Here is a 25,794-nt window from a genome sequence, read left to right on the forward strand (position 1 = left end):
ATAGCCTTGCTCTATTGAGAATAAATATTGACCAACAGCCCTCGTTAATCATCTTTTGCACATCTAGCCAAAAACTACTATTTGAGAACTTTGAAATAGTTTGAATTGTTTAAAAAACAAACGCATATGTTTATACTATTGAGACTATTGACCTAGGTGGCTGAGTAATGACAGCAGAGGAAGCAAAGAGTCTTGCCTACGAATTTGGTAATTTTTACCTTGATGTTCAGCGTAGGGTGTTGGTAGAAAAAGGCAGTAATAAACCCATCGCGACCAATGAGCGCAATTTGCTGTTTTTACAGTTATTGTGTGAAAACAGTCCAAAAACCGTATCGAAAGATACGCTCACTCAAGCAATTTGGCCTAATAGCCACGTATCTGATTGGTCATTGCCGAGAATAGTATCTGATACCCGCCAATTACTTCATGATGATGGTGACAGTCAGCAATTGATTAAGACGGTGCGTGGGGTTGGTTTTCTTATCAAAGACGTACAGCGTGTGCCTACAACACGCTTAAAAAGTAGTGCATTTTTTTCATCAAAAATGGGCTATTTGTTTTCTTTTGTTTTGTTCGGTGTAATTATCGTTGCAGCCTATTTGCTTTACGCTCAAGTTCAGAGTCAACAAAGTTTGCTGAAATCGATGGAGGCATTGGCTAACTACCAAGACAACACCTATACAGCATTTGTTGCCCAAGCAAAACGACGCAACGAGCTAGTGGCGATGCTAGAAAAGCGACTAGCGATAAAGCGAGAGCATCAATTTGAAAAGTTCTTTTCACTTTATTATTTGCAGTTTAATAAAGAAGAACAGTTTGTTTGTGCCCAAATGCGTGCTATCACCGAGACAGGCTTAAAGGAGAATAACGAAAGAATACTAGCACTATTAAATAGCCAGCCGAAAATTCTTGACGAAATAGCGCAGGCAAAAGCACTCCAGCAACACCTCAGATTTTGGTTGAACAAATATGAGTCCGTGTTTAAAAAGCGTGAAGATATGTGTTTGCTCTACGTAGTGGTTGAAGACAACGTACCGTACCCTAGTGGAGTGGATCAAAGCGTTAAAGCTTGGTTGGCGGAAAATATAGAATAGTCTTTGTTAGCTTAAGCGCGTAGTCCGATATTGGCAGATGCCCGATATAAAAATATATTTTTCATGGATGAAAAATTTAAGCGTACACGGATGTAATTGCAGCGGTTTTTAAATCGGGGGATCTGCCAATATTGGACTAGGTGTTTCGCCCCAATTGCCATTACTGATGCGCCTAAAAAAAACACAAAACGATCGAATTAACAGTTTGATGAGTAAGTATTGCAAAACATTGTTTAAGGAAAATGTCTTTGCATGGCAAAAGCGTTAATGTGGTTTAGGCAAGACCTAAGAATAACGGATAATCCTGCCTTGAGCGCGGCAGTTGAAATGGGGGAGCTTATCCCTGTTTATATTCATGATACGTCTTTGAGCCAGCCTAATGAACCAGGTAGTGCGTCGAAGTGGTGGCTTCATCACGCTTTACGCGATTTGGCTGGCAAGTTTAACCACAAGTTAATCGTTAAATCAGGAAAGCCTGTAGAAGTGCTGCTAGCACTTTGTGAAGCGCACGATGTCGAATTTGTTGTCTGGAATAGAATGTATGAAAAATGGGCGAGGCAAAGAGACACACAAATTAAAACAGTGTTAAAAGAACAAGGTATCAAGGTAAAAAGTTACAATGGCAGCTTGTTATGGGAGCCAATGACAGTCTCAAAAGCTGACGGTACGCCATACAAGGTCTACACCCCTTATTATCGCAAAGCTTGCCTAAATCAACCTAGCCCACGATACCCTTTAGCTGTACCCAAGTACACCATCCCCAGCGATATCGAACAAAATGCGATAAACAGTATCGACTCCTTAGCCTTGTTGCCCAGCATAAATTGGTATGACGGCTTTGAATCTCATTGGTCAGTTACTGAGGAAGCGGCGAAAACGGCATTGCAAACATTCATTGAAGGCGCAATTTTGAATTACGAAGATGATAGAAATATCCCGTCACTTAAGGCTTGCTCGCGCCTCTCTCCCTACTTGCATTTTGGTCAAATTTCGCCTAACCAAATATGGTATGCCGTACTCGACAAATTTAATGGTGATATGTCTGACAAAGGCGTTGATACCTACCTTAGTGAAATCGCATGGCGCGAATTTTCGTATTACCTCTTGTACCACTTCCCTGAGATTCAGCAAGTAAACTTTAACGCCAAATTCGACAATTTTGCGTGGCAATATGACGATGCTGTATTTTCGGCTTGGACAACGGGACAAACAGGCGTTCCGATTGTTGATGCGGGCATGCGTGAGCTTTGGAAAACTGGCTATATGCACAATCGAGTAAGGATGATTGTGGCTTCGTATTTAGTTAAAAACTTACTCATCGACTGGCGAAAAGGCGAACGTTGGTTTTGGGATTGTTTATTGGACGCAGATACAGCGAGTAATGCGGCAAGTTGGCAATGGGTGGCGGGTTCTGGTGCAGACGCTGCGCCTTACTTTCGAATATTCAATCCCGTATTGCAAGGCGAAAAATTTGATAAACAAGGCGAGTACGTAAAAACATATTGCCCTGAGCTAGTAAAACTGCCACAAAAATATATCCACAAACCTTGGGAAGCGCCTGCCACTGTGTTGTCGGAGGCTCAAATTACACTCGGCGAAGACTACCCATTTCCACTCGTCGATTTAAAACAATCGCGACAACGAGCATTGGATGCCTTCGCGGCAATAAAAGAGGCATAACGATGGCAAAGTTATGTCTTATTCTCGGTGATCAACTGTCTCTAGATACGTCTTCTTTGCAAAAGATTGATCGCAATAAAGACTGGGTATTGATGGCAGAAGTGCGTGAAGAAGCGAGTTACGTCAAGCACCACAAAAAGAAAATCGCATTTATCTTTTCGGCTATGCGGCATTTTGCAGAAAAACTAAAATCAGCTGGATACCAAGTCAACTATGTCGAATATCAAGACAAACATAATAAAGGTAGTTTGTTTGAACAACTAAAGGTATTTGCGTCTAGCCATGCTCTTGACGAGATTGTGATTGCTCATCCAGCGGAATACCGATTATGGGAAGCAGTAACTAAATGGGAAAAGCGGCTAAAAATCAAAGTCACCATCACTGAAGATCTGCGCTTTGTTGCAGATAACGGTGAGTTTAAACGCTGGGCAAAGGGCAGAAAACAACTGCGTATGGAGTATTTTTATCGTGAGATGCGCAAAAAATACAATGTACTAATTGAGAAAGAGGGGAAGGGCGCTCAACCCACTGCTGGAAAATGGAACTATGACAGCGAAAACCGCCAAGCCTTGCCTAAAAATACATCTATTCCCCTGCCGACTCAATTTGCTCCTGATGACATCACGCAGGGTGTGATCGACTTAGTTGCAACAGAATTTAGCCATCATTTTGGTGAATTGGCAAATTTCCATTACGCGGTTGATCGAGAGCAAGCGCTGCTCGTGTTAAATGAATTTATTGACGAACGTTTACCTCGTTTTGGGCAGTACCAAGATGCCATGAGTCAAAATGAGCCATGGTTGTATCATTCTCACTTAGGCTTATACATCAACACCGGTTTGCTCTCGCCAATGGAAGTAATTCGGGCGGCAGAACAAGCTTACGAAGATAATAAAGCGCCGTTAAATTCAGTGGAAGGATTTATTCGTCAGATCCTTGGGTGGCGAGAATATGTACGTGGGTTTTATTGGTATTTGATGCCAGATTATAAAGACGAAAACTATTTTCATGCGACACGCACTTTACCCAGTTTTTTTTGGTCAGCTAAAACAGACATGAATTGCTTAGCGCAGTGCATCAGTGACACCAAGGCCAATGCTTACGCACATCACATCCAGCGTTTAATGGTTATTGGTAATTTTGCACTGCTCACTGGCCTATCACCAGAAGCAGTCAACGAATGGTATTTGTTGGTATATGCCGACGCGTATGAATGGGTTGAATTACCTAACGTCAGTGGCATGGTCTTGTTTGCAGATGGCGGTAAGCTTGCCAGTAAACCTTACGCAGCAAGTGGTGCGTATATCAACAAAATGTCGAATTATTGCCAGCATTGTAGTTATTCGGTTAAACATAAAACAGGTTCACAAGCGTGTCCTTTCAACTATTTGTACTGGCATTTTTTGATCAAACACAAGGATAAGCTATCCAATAATCCTCGCATGGCAATGATCTATCGCACGCTACAAAAAATGGATGAGAAACACGTACAGACCATGCTTGATGATGCTGATATATTTTTAGCCAAACTAGACAATAATGAAGAAGTCTGAATTACCCGAGAAAACCTGTCCAGTATGTCACCGACCCTTTGTATGGCGAAAAAAGTGGGCGCGTGATTGGGATAGGGTAAAGTACTGTTCCGAGCGTTGCCGCAGAAATAAGTAACACCGAATAACACTCGACTTGCGCGATAGATGACCGCGTTTATCAATGATGCTCAGAGTATATCTTCATTACGCAATCGAACGGTCCAGGCATTGTATCTCACTGGACAGCATTGCTTGTACTGAGGTCAGGCTATATACAAAACCGGAGTCAATTGGCAGTAAACAGTTTACTGCCGAAATTTAAGTACTTTAGCACCGTTGCCTTGATCGTATTGATTCTGACAAGCACTGTCCGCAAACTGCTGGTTATAACCCTTATTGCCAGTCAGCTTGTTCAAGTGATAGCGCATATTGTCAAAGGATTCGTGCATCATCTTAGAAATCTGCATGTAGGCAGCAAAAGGCGCATCTTTGTTTGCTGCTCTTTTGGCATCAATTTGAAATTGTAGACCTCTTAGGCGTCGCTGAGAGTGAGGTGAAGCCCGTTTGAAAACTTTTTCGATTTCACTTTGGCGCACTTCTTCAAACTTTTCTGGATCGTTTTTTGCCAAGTCACTGAGATAATCAAAATCCAATTTTTTAAACATCTACTGCTCCGTTTTTAGGATTTATTTTGGCTATATTTCTTTAAAGTATTGATACACAAAACAAAGTCGTCATCGATCCATCCATGGGACTCCAAAAAGGTATTCATGCCTTTTTGGCTTTGCATTGTGTTTACCAACATTTAAAGGGGACATAGCTTTGTTTTTGTTTTCTTTATCCTATGGCACAAATCGTTCCAATCTGAAATTTGTATAAATATTAATATGATACAAAAAGTAATTTGGAGAGAATTTTAAAAATGTAAAAAAAATCGACAGTACATATTTTACTTTACACAGCTGAAATTCATCTTTTGGATGGCAGAGTCTAACTATCAATGAGCCAACTCACCAACAGCCCTACAGTGAGTGCTGAGGCAATACTCATGAGCGTTCCCAGCATAATGTATTCCGTCAGTTTTCGGTCTTTTTGCTCGCGCATGTCACCAAAGCGAAACACACTTTTTGCAGCAAGTAAAAAACCGACACCTGTGTATTGGCCAGCCAAGACTAAAATTAGGACAAGATATCGCTCTAAGATGCCAATGAACTCTCCCGCACGACTTAACCCTTTTTGCTTTTCATTTTTTTCAAAAGACTGGGTGTAGGGAGAAAGACTCAAATAAATGATAAAAGACAAGGGCTTACTGATAAAAATCAAGGCAGCAAAGATGACTAAAATATCGATGCTCAAAAATGCTTTTATACTGTTTGTGGCATGTTCTAAGGTGGTGCCATTTAGCCATGCGCTTACTACAGCGAGAATTATAAGGTGCGCCACTTGGTCAATTAAAAAAGCACGAATAGAAAACACTTGGTAGGTTTTCCAAATATCAATGGCGTAGTGACTGAGTACAATGCTAAATAGCGCGATAAAATATGCTGTAGACATGCCATCTAACAGCACAAAGAGCAGAATAGCATTTAAAGCCAAGTGCACTAGCACGTGTTTTAGCAAACCGATACTTTTAATTTTGTATTTGATTTTTGAATTAATCCACTCGTCTTTTTGTAGAAAAAAATCTGCAAGGAGATGGACAATCAACAATGATAAAAAAATGCTCATTAGCGCTTATCTCCGCTCGATGGAACCACTTGCTCTTGCTTTAGCTGAGTCACATTTGCCTCGTAAGTATCGATAAAAGCTTTAACTAAGTCGCTGTTTGCGCGCTGTAAATGGGTATTGACATTTTGTCGTGTCATATTCAAGTGTTTGGCGATGGTTTGCTGGTCTGGAAACCCCAATTTGATATACCAATACAAGGCTTGAGCTTGTTTGCTTGTAAGGCCATTGAGTAATGCTTGCATAAATTGACTGGGTAGTGCCATGGTGTATGTATCAGAAATAAAATCCACTAAAAAGCCGCTGCGCTTTAGTTTATCCAAATGCCGGCCAGAAGCGATGTACACTGCTCCCATTTTGTCCTCCTTGGCTTGGCTGCCAACGAGTAAAGACTGCGTGAGTAAGGTATGATGTGCAGGCAAGGCTATGTATGTTGCAAGACGAACAAGCAGACTGATACGCACTGCGTATTCTGCCTGAAAATAAGTGACCTGATGCGCGTCGCCTCGAAAACGCTCAAAAACCAGCGTATATCGATCTTTGTTGTCAGTGAGTTCATTATCTATCGCATTACTCACTATCATGAAATCTTCATGTGTAAGCTGCGTAGAATTTACCAAGTCTGCTGTTTCTACAGCAATAATCATTTGACAAGACCCTGTATCATGTAATGATATTTAGCATAATCTATTTGGCTTTAAAAGCAAATATATTTGTTTGCATTTTGTTTTAGCAAATAAATCTATTTGCTAAAACAAGTGTTGTTAACAACCTACTCAAACAAGGACGTCATATGTCGACCGAAAATACATTGGAGCAAAGCAGTGTTAAGCGCCATATGCTATGGCTTGGTCCCTTACTGGCATTACTGACCTACCTTTTATGTCGTTCGCAAAATATGCCTGACATTGCTGCGCTTACTGCTGGCATTGCTATCCTGACAATAGCGTGGTGGGTGACCGAGGCTCTGCCTATCCCTGTTACTTCCATTTTGCCCTTTGCTTTATTGCCTTTATTCAATGTATTAACGCACAAAGATGTATCAGCCGCTTTGGGCAGTCATGTCATATTATTACTGATGGGCGCGTTCATACTGTCAAAAGCACTAGAAAAATCTGGGGTACACCGACGTCTCGCTATTTTAATGGTAAAACTAATTGGTACTTCCAGCCAAAAGCGCATGGTTTTTGGGTTTATGTTAGCCACGGCGATTATCAGTATGTGGATTTCAAATACTGCGACAGTCTTGATCATGCTACCCATAGCCTTGGCTTTACTTGCGAGTGTTGATGACAGAAGGCTCAAAATTGCCTTGGTTCTTGGTATTGCTTATGCTTCCAGTGTGGGCGGTTTAGGTACGTTGATTGGTACGCCGCCAAATGTGATTTTCGCGGGTATTTATGAAGCGCAAAAAGGCGAAGAATTTAGCTTTGTCACATGGATGATGATTGGCATTCCTTGCGTACTCATTGCTATTCCAATTATGAGCCTCTGGCTAACGCGAAATTTATCCGGTCCATTTCAAGGGCACTTACCTGCACAAGGGCCATGGCGAGCTGAAGAAGTAAGAACACTTATTGTCTTTTCAATTGCTGTGCTAGCATGGATCACAAGAAAGGCTCCTTTTGGCGGTTGGAGTGAGCTATTTAATATACAATTTGCGGGTGATAGCACTGTTGCCCTGACAGCCGTAATTATCATGTTCATGATCCCAAATGGGAAAAAGGGAAGGTTGTTAGACTGGGATACTGCGGTCAGTATTCCATGGGGTATGCTGTTATTATTTGCTGGCGGCATAGCACTGGCCAAAGGGTTTACGGCATCAGGCCTAAGCGAAATTATTGGTCAGGGTTTATCAAGCTTTACCGCTTTTCCTTTGGTTGTCACCATTTTGCTTTTGTGTCTGTGCGTCACTTATTTAACAGAAATTACCAGTAACACGGCAACGGCTACACTGCTTATGCCAATATTATACTTAGTTGCCATTCAATACGGGGTTGACCCAGCTGTGCTTATGATCCCAGCCGCAATGGCCGCGAGTTGCGCGTTTATGCTTCCAGTTGCCACCGCGCCAAATGCTATTGCTTATGGTACAAATGCCATAGAAATTACGGATATGATAAAAGAGGGGGCTGTTTTAAGCTTTGTTATATCTATTTTAGTTGGCATAATAACTTACAGCTTAATGCTATATGTAATATAAAGCTTGGCTCTAGCCATCATTAAGAGAACTACTTATACATGCACATATATGTTGATGCCGATGGCTGTCCAACAGTCGTAAAGGATATAATTTGTCGCGCGGCAGAGCGAAGAAAAATCACCACACTATTTATTGCCAATCACTACATAAAATTACCTCCCTCGTCACATGTAAAAAGTGTACAAGTGTCTGCAGGCTTTGATGTTGCTGACAACGAAATAGTTAAACGCTGTGAGTCTAATGATATTGTCATTACATCGGATATACCGCTGGCCTCTGAAATTATTGAAAAACAAGCACAAGTCATCACGTTTAGAGGCGAAACTTTAGATAAACAAAATATAAGAGCTAGACTCAATACCCGCGATTTTATGGAAACAATGCGGGCGAGTGGCATACAAACATCGGGCCCCGCGCCTTTTGGACAGAGAGACAAAAAAGCCTTTGCCGATACTTTAGATAGACTACTCGCACAGAGTTGATGCTACTTATCCAGAGTGTAGGTTACGTAAGCGAAACTTGGGATAGTAATACAACATTGATATTAAAACGTGCTAATACGGGGTAGGGAGCCACGCTTCCCAACTACAATATCTCAATTACAACATCTTAAATAATTATTTGCGTTATTTTATCTTTTCGTCACACAATATGCTGAATGCCATCGTCAACTCTCATTTATGATTAAAAATATAAGCGATCAATTTGTTCATAACCTAGATGGTTTAGTTTCAACACTTACAACACAAACCAGTTTACATCAGTTTTTATTGATACTGCTTTGCTACATATCAGCATATTGTTTATATGTCGTATTGATTAAAAAGTACCTTGTTACGAGTACAAAAAACATAGCTGATGATCACCCTCTCGCTCACTTGCTGCCGCGTTTAAGCCAGATGATATTTCCCGCGCTGGCAATACTCTTCTTGTACTTTTCTCAAGCGTTTGTTCAATCAGTCAAGCATGATGTATGGATGCTCGATATTGCGATTACATTCGCCGTTTTATTATTTGCTTACTCACTGATACGAGAGTTTGTGAAGCATTCAATCATGGCTACAGTGTTTTTATGGATTGGTTTACCGCTCTTATGCTTACATCTACTCGGCTTTTTATCCACTATCATTGAGGTGCTCGAATCAATATCAATTAGTATCGGCAATATAAATATTAGTCTAAACGGATTGTTGAGAGTGTTGTTTTTTGGCGCAATTTTGTTTTGGCTAGGGCGTGCTTCAAATGCCCTTGGCAAGAACATCATTCGCAATCACAGCAATTTAGATGTGTCGACGCGTGAAGTTTTTACCAAGCTTTTTGAAGTTGGCTTGTTTTGCATTATCTTTGTTTTGCTTTTAAATGTGATGGGGATCAATTTAACGGCGCTCGCGGTGTTTGGTGGTGCTTTGGGTGTCGGGCTGGGATTGGGATTACAATCCATTGCTTCTAATTTTATTTCGGGCATCATTATTTTGCTAGACAAGTCATTGACTATTGGCGACTTTGTTGAGCTAGACAATGGCAGCAAAGGTTTTGTTAGAGAGTTCAAAATGCGCCATGCCGTCTTGGAAACGTACGATGGAAAAGATATTTTAGTACCTAACGAAGTATTTATTTCTTCAACCTTGATCAACTGGTCTCATAAAGATCCAAAACAGCGATATCGTGTTGACTTCAGTGTGTCTTACAACACGGATATCCGGCAAATGGTTGAGATTATTAAAGATGCTGTTGCTGAACATCCTCAAGTGATTAGTGGTGAAGATGTGCCATTTGAAGAGCGTCCAGATTGCGAAATTGATAGTTTTGGTGACAATGGAATCAACATGTTTGTCGAATTTTGGATTGAAGGCATAGATGACGGTAAAAACCGTGTGGGTGGCGATTTGTTATTAACAATCTTCGAAACATTGAAAGCCCACGATATTTCCATTCCTTTCCCGCAAAGAGAAATACGTATACTTAAAAAATGAATTAATAAGTGCATTTGATAATTCAAAAATACGTTCAATTATTAAATCACTTCTTCAAATTTTTGTTTGTTATTTAAGTTATCAAGTTTGGTTGATATCAAAATTACAATAAAGCCTCATATAATCAATAATATAGCACTCACTTTTACTAATTGGCATGTAAATGGCTAAACTTTAGTCGATATCTCATGGAAAACGCGAGTCGGCCATCTACAAAAAAAATGGGTCAACTAAGCATCCGAGAGCAATTTCATTTATGTTCCTTATTACTTAAAGGCGAAGTACAAAATGAAAAAATACGTAATACTAATCTCAATTGCAGTGTTAGCGCTATTTGCAAGGGCGAATATAGCTGATAGGGCAACTGAGCAAACCACTGACCAAGAAACGACATCGACTTACATTATTCATGGAGGCAATATCAGCTCCATATCAAAGTTATTAGTTGATGCTGGCGTTACACCTACAGCAAGGTACTCAAGTATTGACGCTGTTTCAATTAAATTAACGGCCTTGCAAAAAGCAGAGTTACAAAAAGCAAACAAAGGTTTACGCTTTTTCGAAGATAAAAATTTTGAAGTGGCAAGTTATAAGCGAGAAGCAACAGACAAAGGCAGTAACAAAGCCCTTGCCTCAACGCTCAAATTTTTAAGCAATGCGAATTCTGCGTTATGGCAAGTTGAAAATTCCGACACTGCCATAAAAGAATTATCGACATTATATCTACAAACGCCTGAACAAAATGGGCAGATTAAGTCTATTTCAATTAATGGAGAAAAAGTCCTTTTTAATCAAGTTAGCAGCGAAGAGTTTGCGCTGATCGGATACATTCAATTGCGAGCGAATCAGGCAATTAAAGTTCAGGTTGAATTTGACTCCTTGCAAACTGTCGATCCCACTTTGTATGGCGTAGACCTGCAATTCAGTAGTGGTGAAATCGCCACAACCACAAAAAACAGTAAAAAGCAGGCTAGCAACAATAACCGAGATACGCATTATCCTGAACTTGTCAGAGCAAACTTAGTGCATGAACAAGGCGTGACAGGAAAAGGGGTGACTGTGGCGATCATCGACACAGGCATTAACAACAATAGTTTGTTACAAAAGGGAACTAATAACAAACGACGCTTTACGACTTCAATAAGTGTGCTTGAGGACAAAAGTGTAAATGACGACTACGGTCATGGTACACATCTGGCGAGTATTATTGCTGATGCAAGTAAGCGCTCTAGTGCAGAAAGACCACATATTAACGGCTACAACGGTATTGCTCCTGATGTTAATTTAGTTTCGATAAAAGCCTTTGATGAACAAGGACGAGCGTCTTACAGTGATATTTTACGTGCGGTTGATTATGTAATTGAAAATAAAGATGCCCATAATATCAGAGTGCTAAATTTGTCATTCAGTGCCCCGCCAAGTTCATACTACTGGGACGATCCCTTAAACAAAGCACTAATGAAAGCATGGCGCGAGGGTATTACTGTAGTAGCCGCGGCAGGTAATAGCGGCCCTGATGCCATGACAATAGGCGTACCAGGGAACACACCCTATGTGATCACAGTCGGGGCAATCACTGACAATAAAACTCCCTACAACTTTAATGACGATTATGTGACATCCTTTTCTAGCGCCGGTCCGACCTATGAAGGGTTCGTTAAGCCTGAGTTAGTTGCACCGGGTGGCCACATTCTTGGTGTGATGGATAAACAGTCATTACTCAGAAAAACATACAGTATATTTGATACAAATAAGAAGCATGATTACTTTGCTTTGTCGGGGTCTTCACAATCGACAGCTATCACCACAGGTATTGTAGCACTGATGTTAGAAGCTAACCCTTATTTGAGACCAGATGATATTAAATGTCGGTTAATCTCTACTGCTAAAGCAGCTACTACTGAATCCGGACATTTGGCTTTTAGTATCTACCAGCAAGGTGCAGGCTTAGTCGATGCCTATCAAGCAGTACGAAGTACTGAGTTTGGATGTGCAAATAACGGTATGGATATTACAAAAGACTTAAACGGAGACGAACACTACATTGGGCCTGTCAGACGACACGAAGAGGGCGGCGATTATTATATCCCCGGTGCAGAAGGCCTTGAATGGTCTGGCGTTTACAGTGACTCTCAATTATGGCGATTTGCGAGCAACTCACAATTATGGAGACACACCTCTTTCAACAGCAGCTCGCAGTTGTGGCGTCACACCTCGTTTAGCAGTAATGCTCAGTTGTGGAGACACTCCAGTTTTAGTGCTAATGGTCAATTGTGGAGACACACAGGTTTTAATGCAAACTCACAATTGTGGCGAGGCAATACTTTCAATAGCAATGCACAACTATGGCGTCACCGTAGCTTTGATAGCAACAGTTTCCTGAATAACTGGGTAGACCACGAATAAATCATAGAGTATTAATGAGTCTTTAATCCGAAGAAGCGTGTGAGTAGTTTCACACGCATTTTTTGTATATTACACATAAAAAAAAATATACACTGGTCGATAAAATACAACTAAGCAGTAACGAATAAATACGGTTTGGTTATTATCTCGACATATTCAGTGTTTGTGGCAAGTTGGTTTGCGCAAATTTTAAGGAAAAAAACAGTGCAAGCGTCTTTTTGCTACGCACTGTTCATATCCATGCCTAGTGCATTTGCAACGGAAGCATTTGATCACTTTAACCCTGTTTTTCAGCCCATTCAATTTACCAATATCGACCCCGAAGAATACGATATTCAACCGGTGATAAACGCAATCGCACAAGATGCAGATGGATTCATGTGGTTTGGTACGCAGGATGGCTTAGAAAAATTCGATGGTAAACACTTTACTCATTACAATGTCGATTTTAGTAGAGAAAACACGCTGTCGAGCAACTGGGTAAACAGTCTCTACTTAGATAAAAATGGGCGCCTATGGGTATTGACAGCAGATGGTGTCGATATATATCAAGCTGAAACAGATAATTTTTATTCCCTCGATAGCGCCTTAGATATACCTAAAGGTATTTACTATACTAAAGTTGTTGAACAAGCGAATGGCGACTTTTGGCTACTTACCCGCAATACCGGAATAATCGTCATCAATGCTTCATTGGATAAGGTATCCACGCATTTGGCCGCTTCGGAAACTCGCTCGTTGTTGTCAACAGAAAATCATATTACATTGCCATCGAACGATATTTTAGCTTCAGCTTACACCGGAAAATATACTTATATATCTATTGATGAGCACGGTGTCTTCGTCCTAAAAAACAACCAACTGATTCAAGTACCCTTATCTTCAGAATCACAAAATAGCCGTCTCAGATTAGCTTATGATAAGTATAGGGATAGTCTATTAGTGTTAGAAGAGAATGGAAAAATTAACGTTCTGCGTGCCGACGAAAGTCAAGTTAGCTTTATTCAATTTAAGCAAACAGAATGTCAGGCACTTGGTGAAAACAGTGTAATGATGGATGCTTCTGGGGTACTTTGGAAAGGAACGGACAAGGGCTTGTGTGTCCTTGATACAAATACAGGAGAGGAATATCAGTATTTGGCCAATGACGGGCAGAAAGGGAGCTTAATTGATAATCGCGTCACTACCTTATACACGAGTGCCAGTGGTACTATTTGGGTTGGTACCATGCAAGGGATTAGTCGATGGAATCCAAAAGCAAGAAAGTTTACGCACATCAAAAAGCACTTTGATAAGCAAGATTTGATAGGTAGCGATATTGTTACTTCATTTGCTTTCAATTCTAATACAAAAACACACTATATCGGCACCTTTGGTGGCGGTGTCAGTGTCATCTCATCTGACAAACAATCAGCAGAATTTATCAATTCGAGCATCGACCCTAGTTTTGACAATAGAGTCATGTCATTAGCAATGGACAAGGACAATAACCTGTGGGTAGGTAGCTTTGGTTCGGGTTTGTTTAAATATAGCGAAGAACATGGGTCAAAACAGTTTTTACATGATGCAAATGATCCAAGGTCTATTAGTGCGAATGCCATTAGCAATATTGTTGTACTGAATTCAGGTGAGCTTGCTGTATCAACTTACGGAGGCGGTTTAAACATCTTAAAGTCAGACGGGACTTTTGAGCGCTTTCAACACTTAGCAGGGAATACTTCAACCATTTCCAGCGATCGTTTAACGGATTTAGAGGTGGATGAAGAGGGGCGTTTGTGGATTGCCACTGTGGGTGGTGGCATAAATGTACTTGACCTAAAAACGAAGCGTATTATTCACTTAAATAAAGAAAACGGCATATTGCGAAGCGATAATATTTTTGCTTTAAAAAATACACCATCACATATGTTGTTTGGTACCCAAGAAGCGGGCATGGGACAGCTGAATAAGCAATCTTTAGGTGACACCTCTCTCGATATCTTTTATTTTGACCAATCGTTCTCACTGCCAAGTAACTCGATATACGGCATACTCGCAGACAACAAGCAAATATGGTTAAGTCACTCCAGAGGCTTGTCTACGATAGATTTGGCGACACTAGCGGTAGATAATTTTTCTGTTGTTGATGGTATCCAAAGTAGGGACTTTACAGCAGGTGCTTTTTATCAGGATACACTTGGTAATTTTTTCTTTGGCGGTTCAAATGGTTTCAATGTGTTTCAGCCAAGCAAAATCCAAGAGACGATGCATGAAGCCAAATTACAATTAATATCGTTCTATCAGGCTAATGATTCCGTTTCATTGCAAGGCAAGCTCAATAACAAAGGCGAACTTGAACTCGCTTACACAGATACATTTATCGGCTTTGAGTTCAGTGTTTTAGATTATTCGCAACCGAAAGACAATAGGCTTGAATATAAGTTAGAGGGACTACATTCGAGCTACATATACAATGGTGACAGTGGTTTAATTAATTTTTCAGGCCTACCGGATGGTACCTATGTTCTTAAAGTAAGGGGGATCAATGCAGATGGCGTTAAGACCATCAATGAGTTTTCTTTACCTATTTTCATCCATCCTCCTCTATGGCGCAGCAATACTGCGTATAGTATATATTTTGCCTTGCTGCTCCTAATCTTTTATTCCAGTTATCGTTCATATCGTCGAAAAATGCAAAGGCAGCTTAAATTCCAGCGCTCCCTTCAACAAAAGGTCGACGAGCGCACAATTGAGCTACAACAAACCAATAAAAAATTAGAAACCGCAGTCATTCAAACCAAAGAGGCAAAAGAAGAAGCCGAGGCTGCCGCCGAAGCAAAATCAATATTTTTGGCGACAATGAGCCATGAAATCCGCACACCTATGAACAGTATACTAGGCATGGGCGAACTTCTTTTGAATACTGATCTTGATAGTGTTCAACGAAAATACACTATGACTGCTTATCGCTCCGGCAAAATGCTATTGGAAATGATCAATGACATACTTGACCATACCAAGCTGGAGATGAACAAAGTGTCGGTCGAACATGTACCGACGAATATACATACAACGATAGAAGATGCTATCACCTATATCGCCAACAGAGCCTTTGAAAAAGGCGTAAATCTTGGTTTATTCATATCTAAAGACTGCCCACAAGTATGCTTAAGTGACGCTATTCGGCTACGTCAAATCGTCATCAATATCGTTGGTAATGCGATCAAATTTACGGAATCTGGGTTTGTAAAAACGCATGTCAGTATTGAAAACGGCATGATAAAAATACAAGTGACTGATTCGGGCATTGGCATTCCCGCAGACAAATTAAACCGTGTATTTGATGCCTTTGAGCAAGCTGAATCAACGACGACACGCCGTTTTGGTGGTTCAGGTTTAGGCCTAAACATCACAAAAACAATCGTAGAGCTGCTGGGAGGTAATATTTCAGTGAGCTCTGAAGTCGGTCAGGGAAGCTGTTTTACTGTAATGCTCCCAAGCGAATTAGCGGAAGACAAGCATGATGTGGAAGAAATTAAACTAGAGAATTACCAAGACAAACAATTCCTGCTAATTATGCCAACATCGATTACCTGCGACAACTACATAAACCTACTTGAAAGACTCGACCTGACTTATCACTTGTGTTCTCGCTTTGCGTCTCAGTTGGAAACAAGCACCGGCTACAAGTTTGCCTTAGATGGCGCAGTATTTCAAAACACGCTGATACTCATCGATGAAGCGATCATCGATACGCACTGCGATGAAGCACTTTTGAGTCAATATGAGCAGCATATTCTATTAATTGAAAACGCATCGAACACTGAGTCTCACAACAAACAATTGCTTCACGACTTTAGTCGCCTGTCTCAATTGCCTACGAGACAAGGCTTGGTAGATGCCATTGATTATCATCAATCAGGTGAAAACAGTATCGTAGCGAGTATGGGACTAGATTTTGGTTTGCGCCATCGTGTGAATGCAAAAATATTATTGGTTGAAGATGTCAAAACCAACCAGCAAGTAGCAAAAGGCATACTTGCGCAACTGGGCTGTAATATTGATATTGCAGAAAATGGTCTGGAAGCGGTAGAGATGGCAGCCGAAAACGCTTATGACATGATATTGATGGACTACCAAATGCCAGTAATGGATGGGATAGAAGCGACATCGCATATCAAACAGGCCTTACATACTAGTGTCAACGCGGTTGTTGTCGCACTGACAGCCGACCAAAGTGCAAGCAGTCGAGCCAAATGGCGCAATGCAAATGTCGATGACTTCATGTCTAAACCATTTGCTGCCGCTGAGATGCTGGCGATGCTTAAAAAGCACTTGTCTGAGTTTATTGAAACGGTACACATACCAAAAGAAGACTTTACTACAGCTGATAGCAGCGATGAGGAGCAAATAAACAAGCCCTCAACGAAAGCGTCTGCCAGTGGCTTCGAAAAGCTAATTGATATGAACACCATCAGTGCGCTGAAGGATGTAGAGTCAAGTACTGGGCAAAAAATGCTGCCTCAATTGTTCGAGATTTTTAATGAAGAGTCTCAGCCTCTAGTTATTTCGATTGTAGAAGCATACAATGATAAACAGGCGCAGCAGTTAAACAACGCAGCACATGCATTAAAATCAATGTCGGGCAATGTAGGTGCTAAAAAGTTGCAAAGTATGTGTGCAGAGATTGAATCAAATTCGGGCCGTGCTGATTTTGAAAAATGTGATAAAGCAGTGAGCAAAATAAAAAGTGTGTTAGATAGTACAATTAGTGCACTGTCTACTTTGTTAGGAAGTGTGGATGAGTAAAGCAGCAGCAAGCAAAAAACTAATATTAGTGTGTGATGATGACAAAACACACATTTTGCTTATGTCGCAAACACTCAAAGCGGAAGGCTATCAAGTTGTTGAGGCCTGCGATGGTGAACAAGCCCTCGCGCTTTATAACGAGTTTTCTCCTGATATCGTATTGCTCGATGTCAATATGCCAAAAATTGATGGCTACACGGTTTGCCAAAAAATACGTCACACACAGCGTGGACGAGATCTGCCAATATTGATGATCACTGGCTCTGACGATCATACCTCTATTGAACAAGCATACACCGCAGGGGCAACCGACTTTTTACCAAAACCAATAAAATGGCCTTTGATCAAGCACCGTATAAAATATATGTTGCGGTCTTTTGATATCCAAAAAAGTCTAAAAGACAGCCAAGAAGAATTGCGATATTTGGCGTATTTTGACCCCCTTACAGAGCTGCCTAATCGTCAGTACATAAAAAAGCAAATTCAAACATTCATCGGCATAGCAAAACGCGCCGAGCATAAACTTGCTGTGATGTTTATTGACATCGATAGTTTCAAGCGTATTAATGAAACACTTGGGTTTAGTTATGGTGACGCCGTACTAAAAGAAGTTTCTAATCGCTTAAATACGCATTTTAGGGAAGGGGACATCATTACGCGTGGCAGCTTGGTCGAAAATGAATTGCAAGTCGCTCGTTTAGGCGGTGACGAGTTTACTTTGCTGTTAAACGACTGCGGCGAGGATGCAAGTATTGTCGAAATCGCCAAGCGCATCAACGCCACCTTGAGTGAGCCTATTACCATAGATCAGTACAGTTTGGTGGTGACAGCAAGTATCGGGATCGCGATATACCCCTTCGATGGTGAGGACGCAGAAACACTATTAAAAAATGCTGATGCAGCGATGTACAATGCTAAATCAAGTGGTAAAAACGGCTTCAAGTTACATTCTCATGATTTGACCGACCGTTGTTTAAATCGTTTGAAACTCGAAGAATACATGCGTGAATCACTTGAAGTTGATAACTTTGAATTATTCTACCAAGTAAAGGTTGACGCAAGCACCGGTACGACAAAATCAGCCGAAGCTTTGCTGCGTTTGCATCACGAAGAGTTTGGTTTAATTTCGCCCGGTGAATTTATTCCTGTAGCCGAGGACACTGGACTCATTGTTGATCTTGGATACTGGGTCATTCGTCAAGCATGTAAGCAAATTGTGAAGTGGCAAAATGAATTCAACATTCCGGTGAGTATTTCTGTTAATGTCTCTGGAAAACAAGTCAGCCAAGCCAATTTCGTAAAACGCTTAAAGCATATTTTGTTAGAAACAAATGTCGATCCGTCATTACTTGAAATAGAGCTTACGGAAAGCATTGTAATGGGTAATGCAGAAGAAAACATTGTTCGTTTGAATGAAATTAAGTCACTTGGCGTTAAGTTATCAATCGATGACTTCGGCACTGGGTACTCATCATTAAATTATTTAAAACGCTTCCCGATAGACAACTTAAAAATTGATCGTTCGTTCATTACCGATATTTCGTCGAAAGAAGAAGATAAGGCTATTGTGAGTGCGATTTCCGCCCTCGCAGACGCACTATCACTAAATATCGTTGTAGAAGGAGTAGAAACCAAAGAGCAACTCATGAGTGTCCGCGAAATTTGTAAAGATAGCCCTACGCTTATTCAGGGTTTTTATTTTGCTCGCCCTGAACCTGCTGACAAATGCAAAACGTCGTTTATTAAGGGTTTTCAGATTTAAAAACCCCATCACTTACTGACATTTTTGACTGGCAAATAGCACAGCCATTGCTGTTCTGTAGTTTTTCCCAGCGTCTTGAATTGTCTTCTGGTCCAAACGCTCTGAGGCTTTGTGTACATGCTCCAAATCTGCAGCCATTGACTTCAAGTCTTGTTGAAGTTGGAGGAGCGCATTCTCCAAAGTATAAGTCAACTCATGTACTTTGAGCATATCTTCCGTACTAAGAGAGGACTTTGTGGTAATCGCATCTAACTTTTTGTTGTATGCACTGAGATTGCACACCGCTGTTTTCAAATCAGGTGCAGCTAGAGACGGGAAGTGGTTGTATTCTTCGTCAGCTGGCACTTGGCCAGCAAGACTCAAGACCATAGATGTGAAAAATAGTATGCGAAAGGGAAGGGAGAGCTTATACATAATTATCCAAGAAAGTTATCATTCATTACATATTAAATGATAACTATTATTATTTACAATGTCTTGATTGATAAAAACTTCTTTAACTTGAACACTGGATTTAAGGAGGTATGAATAGAGTGGCTTATCTTTTACAAGGCTGATGAATTTTATATCGCTGAGGTAGCTATTGCGGTGTTTTTCAAATATGGTGGAATTAACAAATACGCTTTTCATTTCAAAAATGTACGTGAATTGCGTATATTTAACAAGCTACACATTATTCAAGTGAATGTGTTTTTAGAATTGCATCATTATCGTTTAAAGACAACGAATGTTTTTTAGCTGCAGCCAACAAAAAAATAACTTTCACTTACTGGGAAAGTCTAACTAGGTGTGTACATATATGTAACAGGCACTGAGTTTTATTAAGTGTCTGTGTAAAAATGCCTTTGTTGTTTCTACTTGTGATAGGTTTGTTGTTGAATAAGTTTTTGAAAAATATATTAAAACATGTCGAGTTCACATAAATTAACATCCTATCCACAATCAACAATACTTCGCATAATGTATATTATGTTAAATTAATAATGTACTAATTAATATCCACAAGTTCCCCACTACTCATGTGTCACGTTATATTATTGATGCAACTAGCTGTATATTTTGATACATTGTGACTATGAATATATGACTATGGTTAAAGTATGCGACAAGAGATATCAAAATCAAACTTTAAAGCTCATGCATTAGAAATTATGAGATCCGTGGAAGATACAGGTGAAGATGTTGTGATTACTGCACATGGAAAACGCTCTCTAGTAATAACACAATACAAAGATACAACTTTTAGCCCTTTGGAAAAGTTACAGGGTTCTGTTCTCAGCTATACAGATCCAATAGCACCAATAGCAGAAGATGACTGGGACTTAGCTTAGATGATCGTTTTGGACACGCATATATTGATTTGGTGGGTCAATGGAGATAATAAGTTGAGCGATACAGCCCAAATTCGCATAGCACAAGCAATGCAATCGAACGAAAACATATATGTATCCTCAATGTCGGCTTGGGAGGTATCAATGCTTGTGAACAAAGAACGCTTAAGATTAACTATGGACGTGGACACTTGGTTACAAACAGTGAGCGAAATACATAATGTTTCATTTGTACCTGTTGATAATAAAGTAGCCGTAGAATCAACACGATTGCCTGGTGAATTTCATAAAGATCCTGCAGATAGGATGATTGTTGCATTGGCAAGAAGCTTATCTGCGCCTTTGATCACAGCTGACGATAAAATATTAACGTATCAACATGTACGAACAGTTAGTTAACCAGACTATGAACAATGCAGTCCTGAAGCTTCACACACCAAAAGTTTGTTCATTAACACCCCATCCTTTCGCGTTTTTGTCAGGGTCTATCTGATGTACTAACGACAGAATACGTGTCGTGATTGCTCTTTGAATAGTCGCCACTTCATTTGTTGGACAAAATACCGTAATGCTTACTACCTGTTTTGCAAACTGGTTCGTTTCCAAGGTGATAGTGGGTTCAACGCTAATAAATTCGGTATCAAGCTGTCGTTCTATGAATCCCTTATAACGTAAGGCCACGTCACTAAAATCGTCACAAGCAGTTTCTGCAATACGGGTAAAATGTTCCAAATACGCATGAATGGGAATATTGGCTTCCAGCGTGAGTGCAAAAGAATGAAGTTTGTATCGCTTTAAGAAATTAAAGTTTTTTGTGGTATGTGTCACCAATTTGCTATTTGGTACATGTAAGTGTTTTCCGGTGTACTCTAGCTCATCGCCATGGATTTCTAGTAATACAGTATTCGTCCAGCCAACCCTCACGACTTCACCAATCGTGCTACCATCAAATTGCACCCACTCCCCTACTCGAAATGGCTTGGCCGTGACGTAGTAAAAGAAACCCATCAAGCATTGGATAAAGTCCCGAGTCGCGAGTACGATCGCTACAGTAAAAGCAGCAATAGAAATAGCAAAATGCTGTATTTCAGATGCCCAAATCACCAGTGCTAACACAATGGCGATACTGGTCGTTAGCAAATTTACATTGTTTATTTGATGCCTTCTATCTTCCCCTTTCTTTTGACTTTTTTGTTTTAAAGCAAATACAAATGCCTTACGCAAGGCTGCTATAAACAGTAATAACAATACTGAACTAACAATTTTATGTTGCTGAACGAGTTCGAAAAGTCCAAGCGTAAGCATTTGTAAGTCAGCGGGTAAGATGACGTTATCAGGAAGATTTATTTGCATGCGGCCTGTTATTATTGTGAATGACTTGGACGACTAAACAACCCAAAAGGCAATCATGCCTTTTGGGGATTAACACCTTACTTGCCCTGTACCGTTGACAATAAATTTCTCTGTAGTCAATGATTCAAGTCCCATCGGCCCATAAGCATGCAGTTTTGTCGTTGCAATACCAATTTCAGCGCCTAGGCCAAGCTCACTTCCATCGGAAAACCTAGAGGATGCATTAACCATTACGACAGAGGCGTCTACCGTTTGTTGAAACAGTGCCGCCCGCTTTTCGTCTTCAGTGGCGATAACTTCGGTGTGATTACTGCCAAATTCATCAATGTGTTTTATTGCGGATGAAAAATCATCGACCACGCGGATCGCAATGTCTAGGTCTAAGTACTCTTGCCCAAACTCGTTATCATCAAGTTCACTATCGCATGCAATTATTTGATTAGTTTTTTTACACCCGTGAAGTTTTACACCTTTATCGCGCAGTTGCTCTGCTGCCATTGGCAAAAATGTCGCGGCAATATCTTTGTGCACAATCAGGCATTCAAGTGCATTGCATACGCCGGTGCGTTGGGTTTTTCCGTTTATCATTAATGCGAGCGCTGTTTTCAGATCTGCATATTTATCCGCGTAAAGGTGACATACACCTTTATAGTGCTGAATTACTGGGACACGACTGTTTTGCGTCACAAATCTTATCAGTCCTTCTCCGCCTCTCGGTATAATGACGTCGATGTATTCATCTTGCTGCATTAGATCCATCATGTAGCTCCTGTCTGGGTCAGGCACTACAGTGATTAGCTCTACTGGCAATTCGAATTTTTCTAACACATTTTGCATTATTGTCGCGATACATTTACTTGTCGATAGTGCTTCTTTACCACCTCTTAGAATGACCGCATTGCCCGACTTCAAACAAAGTGCTCCGGCGTCCGCAGTTACATTCGGCCGTGCCTCATAAATCATACATACCACACCCAAGGGTACGCGCATTTTGTTGATGACAATACCGTTGGGTCGAGTATTGACATGGCGCATTTTACCAACTGGATCTGACAAGCGTGCTACGTTTTCCAATCCTGCTGCCATCGTCTCTACTCGATCTTCGGTCAATGTCAGCCGATCAATCATGGCCTCAGATAATCCATGCTTTTTCGCACTCTTAACTTCTTCCTCGTTGACAGAAAGTATCGTGTTTTTGTTTATCCGAATGTCTTTTGCCATCATATGCAAAATTTTGTTTTTCGTTACCTCGTCAACCAGTGCTAATGTGCGAGAAGCTTGAGCGGCTTTTTTAGCTAGTGATTCAATTAAACGCATTATTCCTCCAAAATCGCGATAGTTTTTTCTGAAATGATTGCCCCAGTGTTTTGCAAATTTGCCTGTGCAGGCGCTGATTTGTCTTGATCTGCAAGGTAGTTCAGTAAGCAACTACCATAATTTGTTTGCGCTTTTGCAAGAGGGGTGCCGTCCTTTTTGCGAACAAGTATCGTATCACCTATCGAAAAATCACCTTCTACGGCGACCACTTCCCTACTTGTCAACTGACCACTTTCATGTTGCAGCGCAGCGTCAAAATCGTCCTCGACGACAACCTCACCTTGAGCATTCGAGGTATGTGTAATCCAGTGTAGTTCCTCTCCCAAAGGTTGCGCATAGGGTTGAAAGTGCGTGCCTGGATTTTTTCCATCCAACAGCATATTAAAGGTAAGCTCGGTAAAGCCATTCACAATAAAGGTATTTATACCGTGTGACACTGCTTTTTCTGCGGCCTGAATTTTAGTTTTCATCCCACCGGTTCCAACGTCACTGTTTGTACCCCCTGCCATTGCATATATTTCGTCGTCAATGTGGGAAACCCATGACAGTAAACGGGCGTCATCGTGCTCGTGTGGGTTTTTGTCATAAAGCCCATCAATATCAGAGCAAATAATGAGTGCATCTGCATTAGCAGCCGCAGCAACCATCGCAGATAAATTGTCATTATCCCCTACTTTTAACTTATCGGTTGTTACCGTATCATTTTCGTTAACGATGGGCAGTACGCCACATTTTAACAATTCAAAAATCGTGTTTCTGATGCTGATGTAACGATCTCGGTTTCTCAAATCTGCATGCGTGAGCAAAATTTGTGCAGAAGGAAAATCAAATAATCGATCCCAAGTCGCCATCATTTCTGTCTGACCGGCTGCGGCCATGGCTTTTTTAACCGCTATATTATCTGACGAGCTATCGAACAAATGCGCCCCCGCAGCAACAGAGCCTGATGATACCAAGACTACTTCAACTCCCTTTGATCGACAGCGCACAATGAATTGCGCAATACCCAAAAGATAATGGCTACTACAGCCATTTTTATTAGGCGCAATTAGTGCGCTGCCGACTTTTATGACGATTCGTTTCCAATTGTGTGTATCGACTGTTTTATTCTGATTCATGATTATTGTTCCGAGACAAGTTTTGAAGATTGCTGATAGAGTGATTCGACTGCGCGGCTTGGACCGGCAGTGAAATGAGAGACAAGGAAAATAGTAATACTACTAATTGCAAACCCAGGGACGAGTTCATACATCACATCGCTAATTGTGTTGCCGTCAACTAACAGAGGCACATAAATACATACGAGCACAGCAATAGCACCAGATACCACTCCTGAAATAGCGCCGGCGTAAGTCAATCGCGAATAGTACAAACTAAATAAAATAAGCGGCCCAAATGCAGCACCAAACCCAGCCCATGCGTTGCTGACAAGTGATAAAATCGAACTATCACCTCTAAGAGCGAGGAGCAAAGCGACGATTGCAACACCCGCTACGCCCAAGCGCCCGATAATCACGGTTTGCTTGTTTCCTAAATTTTTGTTGTGAAATGCGCGATAAATGTCTTCGGTGAGTGAGCTAGCTGAAACGAGCAATTGAGATGAAATCGTACTCATAATTGCTGCTAGTACTGCAGCAAGCAGAAAACCACTGATTAAGGGGTGAAACAGTACTTCGGTAAAGCGAATAAAAATTGTTTCTGGATCGGATAGCACTAGGCCAAAGTTGTTTACATAAGCAACACCGATAAAGCCGGTTGCTAATGCTCCCAAAATAGTAACCAGCATCCAGCTCATACCGAAGCTTTTCGCTGTCGGAATATCTTTTACAGATTTGATCGCCATAAAGCGCACGATGATATGAGGTTGACCAAAATATCCCAAACCCCATGCCAGACTCGAAACTAAGGTAATGAGCGTGATGTCTCGAATTGACTCGGAGAAAGCTGGAATACTAGTAAATGCTGAACTTGCGACTTGTTCTACCGAATCGAATTGAAAAAATGCCACCACCGGAACCATAACTAAGGCTACAAACATAATACAGCCTTGAACAAAATCTGTTGTACTTACCGCGAGAAACCCGCCTAACAACGTATACAAGACAACAATCGCGAGTGTCACTACAACACCCATTGTATAACTTGCATCAAATGCTGATACAAAAAGCTTACCGCCAGCAACAAGGCCTGCGGAGGTATATAAGGTAAAGAAAACAACGATCACGGCAGCTGATAAAAGCCGCAATGTGCCGGTGTCTCGTTTAAAACGCTTAGAAAAAAATGCTGGAATGGTTAACGCGTTATCTGCATTTTCGGTAAAAACACGTAGCCTCGGGGCGACCAAAATATAATTTGCTAAAGCCCCCATTAATAAGCCCACCGCGATTAAAATGGCATCAAAGCCCATCACAAACATAGCACCGGGCAATCCCATTAACATCCAACCACTCATATCTGAGGCACCAGCAGAAAGTGCCGTCACTTTAGGGCCAACTTTTCGACCACCCAAAACATAATCAGATATGTCTTTTGAGGCTGTTTTATACCCATAAACACCAATTCCAATCATGGCGGCAAAATATAGGGATAGTGAAATGTAGCTCATCAAATCTCCTTGGTGATTAAGCTTT

At 40.9% G+C, this 25,794-nt stretch carries 20 protein-coding genes; 12 read left to right on the forward strand and 8 right to left on the reverse strand.

What is annotated here, in order from left to right; all coding sequences use genetic code 11:
- Nucleotides 1-167 precede the first annotated feature (167 nt).
- The 4 genes from ACFOHL_RS08635 to ACFOHL_RS08650 all read left to right on the forward strand — a co-directional run bounded on the left by ACFOHL_RS08635 (nucleotide 168) and on the right by ACFOHL_RS08650 (nucleotide 4,442).
- Complete coding sequence (locus ACFOHL_RS08635; protein ID WP_376919821.1) at nucleotides 168-1,094, forward strand: winged helix-turn-helix domain-containing protein; 927 nt, start codon at nucleotides 168-170, stop codon at nucleotides 1,092-1,094.
- Between the two features lie 252 nt (nucleotides 1,095-1,346).
- Nucleotides 1,347-2,774 carry a cryptochrome/photolyase family protein gene (locus ACFOHL_RS08640; RefSeq protein ID WP_376919822.1) on the forward strand — a complete coding sequence of 476 codons (1,428 nt, stop codon included), beginning with the start codon at nucleotides 1,347-1,349 and terminating at the stop codon, nucleotides 2,772-2,774.
- Nucleotides 2,775-2,776: 2 nt separating this feature from the next.
- Nucleotides 2,777-4,327, forward strand: coding sequence for a cryptochrome/photolyase family protein (locus ACFOHL_RS08645; RefSeq protein ID WP_376919823.1), 1,551 nt, complete (start codon nucleotides 2,777-2,779; stop codon nucleotides 4,325-4,327).
- Complete coding sequence (locus ACFOHL_RS08650) at nucleotides 4,314-4,442, forward strand: DUF2256 domain-containing protein (RefSeq protein ID WP_376919824.1); 129 nt, start codon at nucleotides 4,314-4,316, stop codon at nucleotides 4,440-4,442. The genes ACFOHL_RS08645 and ACFOHL_RS08650 overlap by 14 nt, the downstream gene beginning before the upstream one ends.
- A gap of 169 nt (nucleotides 4,443-4,611) precedes the next feature.
- On the opposite strand, the gene ACFOHL_RS08655 is transcribed toward ACFOHL_RS08650, so the two are convergent.
- From ACFOHL_RS08655 to ACFOHL_RS08665, 3 genes are all read right to left on the reverse strand, one after another.
- Nucleotides 4,612-4,971 carry a DUF3135 domain-containing protein gene (locus ACFOHL_RS08655; RefSeq protein ID WP_376919825.1) on the reverse strand — a complete coding sequence of 120 codons (360 nt, stop codon included), beginning with the start codon at nucleotides 4,969-4,971 and terminating at the stop codon, nucleotides 4,612-4,614.
- A gap of 325 nt (nucleotides 4,972-5,296) precedes the next feature.
- Nucleotides 5,297-6,034 carry a DUF3307 domain-containing protein gene (locus tag ACFOHL_RS08660; protein WP_376919826.1) on the reverse strand — a complete coding sequence of 246 codons (738 nt, stop codon included), beginning with the start codon at nucleotides 6,032-6,034 and terminating at the stop codon, nucleotides 5,297-5,299.
- A complete protein-coding gene (locus ACFOHL_RS08665; RefSeq protein ID WP_376919827.1) occupies nucleotides 6,034-6,678 on the reverse strand; it encodes a hypothetical protein in 645 nt (214 codons plus the stop codon). The genes ACFOHL_RS08660 and ACFOHL_RS08665 overlap by 1 nt, the downstream gene beginning before the upstream one ends.
- 146 nt (nucleotides 6,679-6,824) lie before the next feature.
- Here ACFOHL_RS08665 and ACFOHL_RS08670 point away from each other — a divergent pair, with 146 nt between their 5' ends.
- The 6 genes from ACFOHL_RS08670 (at nucleotide 6,825) to ACFOHL_RS08695 (ending at nucleotide 19,163) form a co-directional block, all read left to right on the forward strand.
- Nucleotides 6,825-8,234 carry an SLC13 family permease gene (locus tag ACFOHL_RS08670; RefSeq protein WP_376919828.1) on the forward strand — a complete coding sequence of 470 codons (1,410 nt, stop codon included), beginning with the start codon at nucleotides 6,825-6,827 and terminating at the stop codon, nucleotides 8,232-8,234.
- Nucleotides 8,235-8,272: 38 nt separating this feature from the next.
- Entirely contained in the window at nucleotides 8,273-8,716 is a 444-nt protein-coding gene (locus ACFOHL_RS08675; protein WP_376919829.1) for a YaiI/YqxD family protein, read from the forward strand.
- Nucleotides 8,717-8,914: 198 nt separating this feature from the next.
- On the forward strand, nucleotides 8,915-10,207 hold the full coding sequence (locus ACFOHL_RS08680; protein WP_376919830.1) for a mechanosensitive ion channel family protein: 1,293 nt from the start codon (nucleotides 8,915-8,917) through the stop codon (nucleotides 10,205-10,207).
- A gap of 288 nt (nucleotides 10,208-10,495) precedes the next feature.
- Nucleotides 10,496-12,613: a S8 family peptidase gene (locus ACFOHL_RS08685; RefSeq protein WP_376919831.1), complete on the forward strand. Its 2,118-nt coding sequence runs from the start codon at nucleotides 10,496-10,498 to the stop codon at nucleotides 12,611-12,613.
- 204 nt (nucleotides 12,614-12,817) lie between these two features.
- On the forward strand, nucleotides 12,818-17,401 hold the full coding sequence (locus ACFOHL_RS08690; protein ID WP_376919832.1) for a hybrid sensor histidine kinase/response regulator: 4,584 nt from the start codon (nucleotides 12,818-12,820) through the stop codon (nucleotides 17,399-17,401).
- On the forward strand, nucleotides 17,394-19,163 hold the full coding sequence (locus tag ACFOHL_RS08695) for a two-component system response regulator (protein ID WP_376919833.1): 1,770 nt from the start codon (nucleotides 17,394-17,396) through the stop codon (nucleotides 19,161-19,163). The genes ACFOHL_RS08690 and ACFOHL_RS08695 overlap by 8 nt, the downstream gene beginning before the upstream one ends.
- 12 nt (nucleotides 19,164-19,175) lie before the next feature.
- Here ACFOHL_RS08695 and ACFOHL_RS08700 read toward each other — a convergent pair whose 3' ends face one another.
- Nucleotides 19,176-19,577: a DUF6746 family protein gene (locus ACFOHL_RS08700; RefSeq protein WP_376919834.1), complete on the reverse strand. Its 402-nt coding sequence runs from the start codon at nucleotides 19,575-19,577 to the stop codon at nucleotides 19,176-19,178.
- Nucleotides 19,578-20,263: 686 nt separating this feature from the next.
- On the opposite strand from ACFOHL_RS08700, the gene ACFOHL_RS08705 reads away from it, so the two are divergent.
- Together ACFOHL_RS08705 and ACFOHL_RS08710 are read left to right on the forward strand one after the other, a co-directional pair.
- A complete protein-coding gene (locus ACFOHL_RS08705) occupies nucleotides 20,264-20,494 on the forward strand; it encodes a type II toxin-antitoxin system prevent-host-death family antitoxin (RefSeq protein WP_376919835.1) in 231 nt (76 codons plus the stop codon).
- Nucleotides 20,495-20,893 (forward strand): type II toxin-antitoxin system VapC family toxin, encoded by a 399-nt coding sequence (locus ACFOHL_RS08710; RefSeq protein WP_376919836.1) that lies wholly within the window; start codon nucleotides 20,495-20,497, stop codon nucleotides 20,891-20,893. It begins immediately after the preceding gene.
- 30 nt (nucleotides 20,894-20,923) lie between these two features.
- On the opposite strand, the gene ACFOHL_RS08715 is transcribed toward ACFOHL_RS08710, so the two are convergent.
- The 4 genes from ACFOHL_RS08715 to putP form a co-directional block, all read right to left on the reverse strand.
- Nucleotides 20,924-21,847: a mechanosensitive ion channel family protein gene (locus tag ACFOHL_RS08715; RefSeq protein WP_376919837.1), complete on the reverse strand. Its 924-nt coding sequence runs from the start codon at nucleotides 21,845-21,847 to the stop codon at nucleotides 20,924-20,926.
- Nucleotides 21,848-21,916: 69 nt separating this feature from the next.
- Complete coding sequence (locus ACFOHL_RS08720; RefSeq protein WP_376919838.1) at nucleotides 21,917-23,164, reverse strand: glutamate-5-semialdehyde dehydrogenase; 1,248 nt, start codon at nucleotides 23,162-23,164, stop codon at nucleotides 21,917-21,919.
- Nucleotides 23,164-24,282, reverse strand: a complete 1,119-nt coding sequence (proB, locus tag ACFOHL_RS08725; RefSeq protein WP_376919839.1) for a glutamate 5-kinase — start codon at nucleotides 24,280-24,282, stop codon at nucleotides 23,164-23,166. The genes ACFOHL_RS08720 and proB overlap by 1 nt, the downstream gene beginning before the upstream one ends.
- Before the next feature lie 2 nt (nucleotides 24,283-24,284).
- Nucleotides 24,285-25,769: a sodium/proline symporter PutP gene (gene putP, locus ACFOHL_RS08730; RefSeq protein ID WP_376919840.1), complete on the reverse strand. Its 1,485-nt coding sequence runs from the start codon at nucleotides 25,767-25,769 to the stop codon at nucleotides 24,285-24,287.
- Nucleotides 25,770-25,794: the final 25 nt, after the last annotated feature.

Source organism: Agaribacter flavus (assembly GCF_042646125.1).
GTDB classification, from domain to species: Bacteria; Pseudomonadota; Gammaproteobacteria; order Enterobacterales; family Alteromonadaceae; genus Glaciecola; species Glaciecola flavus.

What these genes read in the sequence shown, in the direction of transcription:
- putP (WP_376919840.1), bottom strand. Translation starts at nt 25,769, where the DNA reads ATGAGCTACATTTCACTATCCCTATATTTTGCCGCCATGATTGGAATT.
- ACFOHL_RS08650 (WP_376919824.1), top strand. Translation starts at nt 4,314, where the DNA reads ATGAAGAAGTCTGAATTACCCGAGAAAACCTGTCCAGTATGTCACCGA.
- proB (WP_376919839.1), bottom strand. Translation starts at nt 24,282, where the DNA reads ATGAATCAGAATAAAACAGTCGATACACACAATTGGAAACGAATCGTC.
- ACFOHL_RS08695 (WP_376919833.1), top strand. Translation starts at nt 17,394, where the DNA reads ATGAGTAAAGCAGCAGCAAGCAAAAAACTAATATTAGTGTGTGATGAT.
- ACFOHL_RS08635 (WP_376919821.1), top strand. Translation starts at nt 168, where the DNA reads ATGACAGCAGAGGAAGCAAAGAGTCTTGCCTACGAATTTGGTAATTTT.
- ACFOHL_RS08705 (WP_376919835.1), top strand. Translation starts at nt 20,264, where the DNA reads ATGCGACAAGAGATATCAAAATCAAACTTTAAAGCTCATGCATTAGAA.
- ACFOHL_RS08640 (WP_376919822.1), top strand. Translation starts at nt 1,347, where the DNA reads ATGGCAAAAGCGTTAATGTGGTTTAGGCAAGACCTAAGAATAACGGAT.
- ACFOHL_RS08720 (WP_376919838.1), bottom strand. Translation starts at nt 23,164, where the DNA reads ATGCGTTTAATTGAATCACTAGCTAAAAAAGCCGCTCAAGCTTCTCGC.
- ACFOHL_RS08645 (WP_376919823.1), top strand. Translation starts at nt 2,777, where the DNA reads ATGGCAAAGTTATGTCTTATTCTCGGTGATCAACTGTCTCTAGATACG.
- ACFOHL_RS08660 (WP_376919826.1), bottom strand. Translation starts at nt 6,034, where the DNA reads ATGAGCATTTTTTTATCATTGTTGATTGTCCATCTCCTTGCAGATTTT.
- ACFOHL_RS08670 (WP_376919828.1), top strand. Translation starts at nt 6,825, where the DNA reads ATGTCGACCGAAAATACATTGGAGCAAAGCAGTGTTAAGCGCCATATG.
- ACFOHL_RS08715 (WP_376919837.1), bottom strand. Translation starts at nt 21,847, where the DNA reads ATGCAAATAAATCTTCCTGATAACGTCATCTTACCCGCTGACTTACAA.
- ACFOHL_RS08665 (WP_376919827.1), bottom strand. Translation starts at nt 6,678, where the DNA reads ATGATTATTGCTGTAGAAACAGCAGACTTGGTAAATTCTACGCAGCTT.
- ACFOHL_RS08685 (WP_376919831.1), top strand. Translation starts at nt 10,496, where the DNA reads ATGAAAAAATACGTAATACTAATCTCAATTGCAGTGTTAGCGCTATTT.
- ACFOHL_RS08655 (WP_376919825.1), bottom strand. Translation starts at nt 4,971, where the DNA reads ATGTTTAAAAAATTGGATTTTGATTATCTCAGTGACTTGGCAAAAAAC.
- ACFOHL_RS08710 (WP_376919836.1), top strand. Translation starts at nt 20,495, where the DNA reads ATGATCGTTTTGGACACGCATATATTGATTTGGTGGGTCAATGGAGAT.
- ACFOHL_RS08680 (WP_376919830.1), top strand. Translation starts at nt 8,915, where the DNA reads ATGATTAAAAATATAAGCGATCAATTTGTTCATAACCTAGATGGTTTA.
- ACFOHL_RS08700 (WP_376919834.1), bottom strand. Translation starts at nt 19,577, where the DNA reads ATGTATAAGCTCTCCCTTCCCTTTCGCATACTATTTTTCACATCTATG.
- ACFOHL_RS08675 (WP_376919829.1), top strand. Translation starts at nt 8,273, where the DNA reads ATGCACATATATGTTGATGCCGATGGCTGTCCAACAGTCGTAAAGGAT.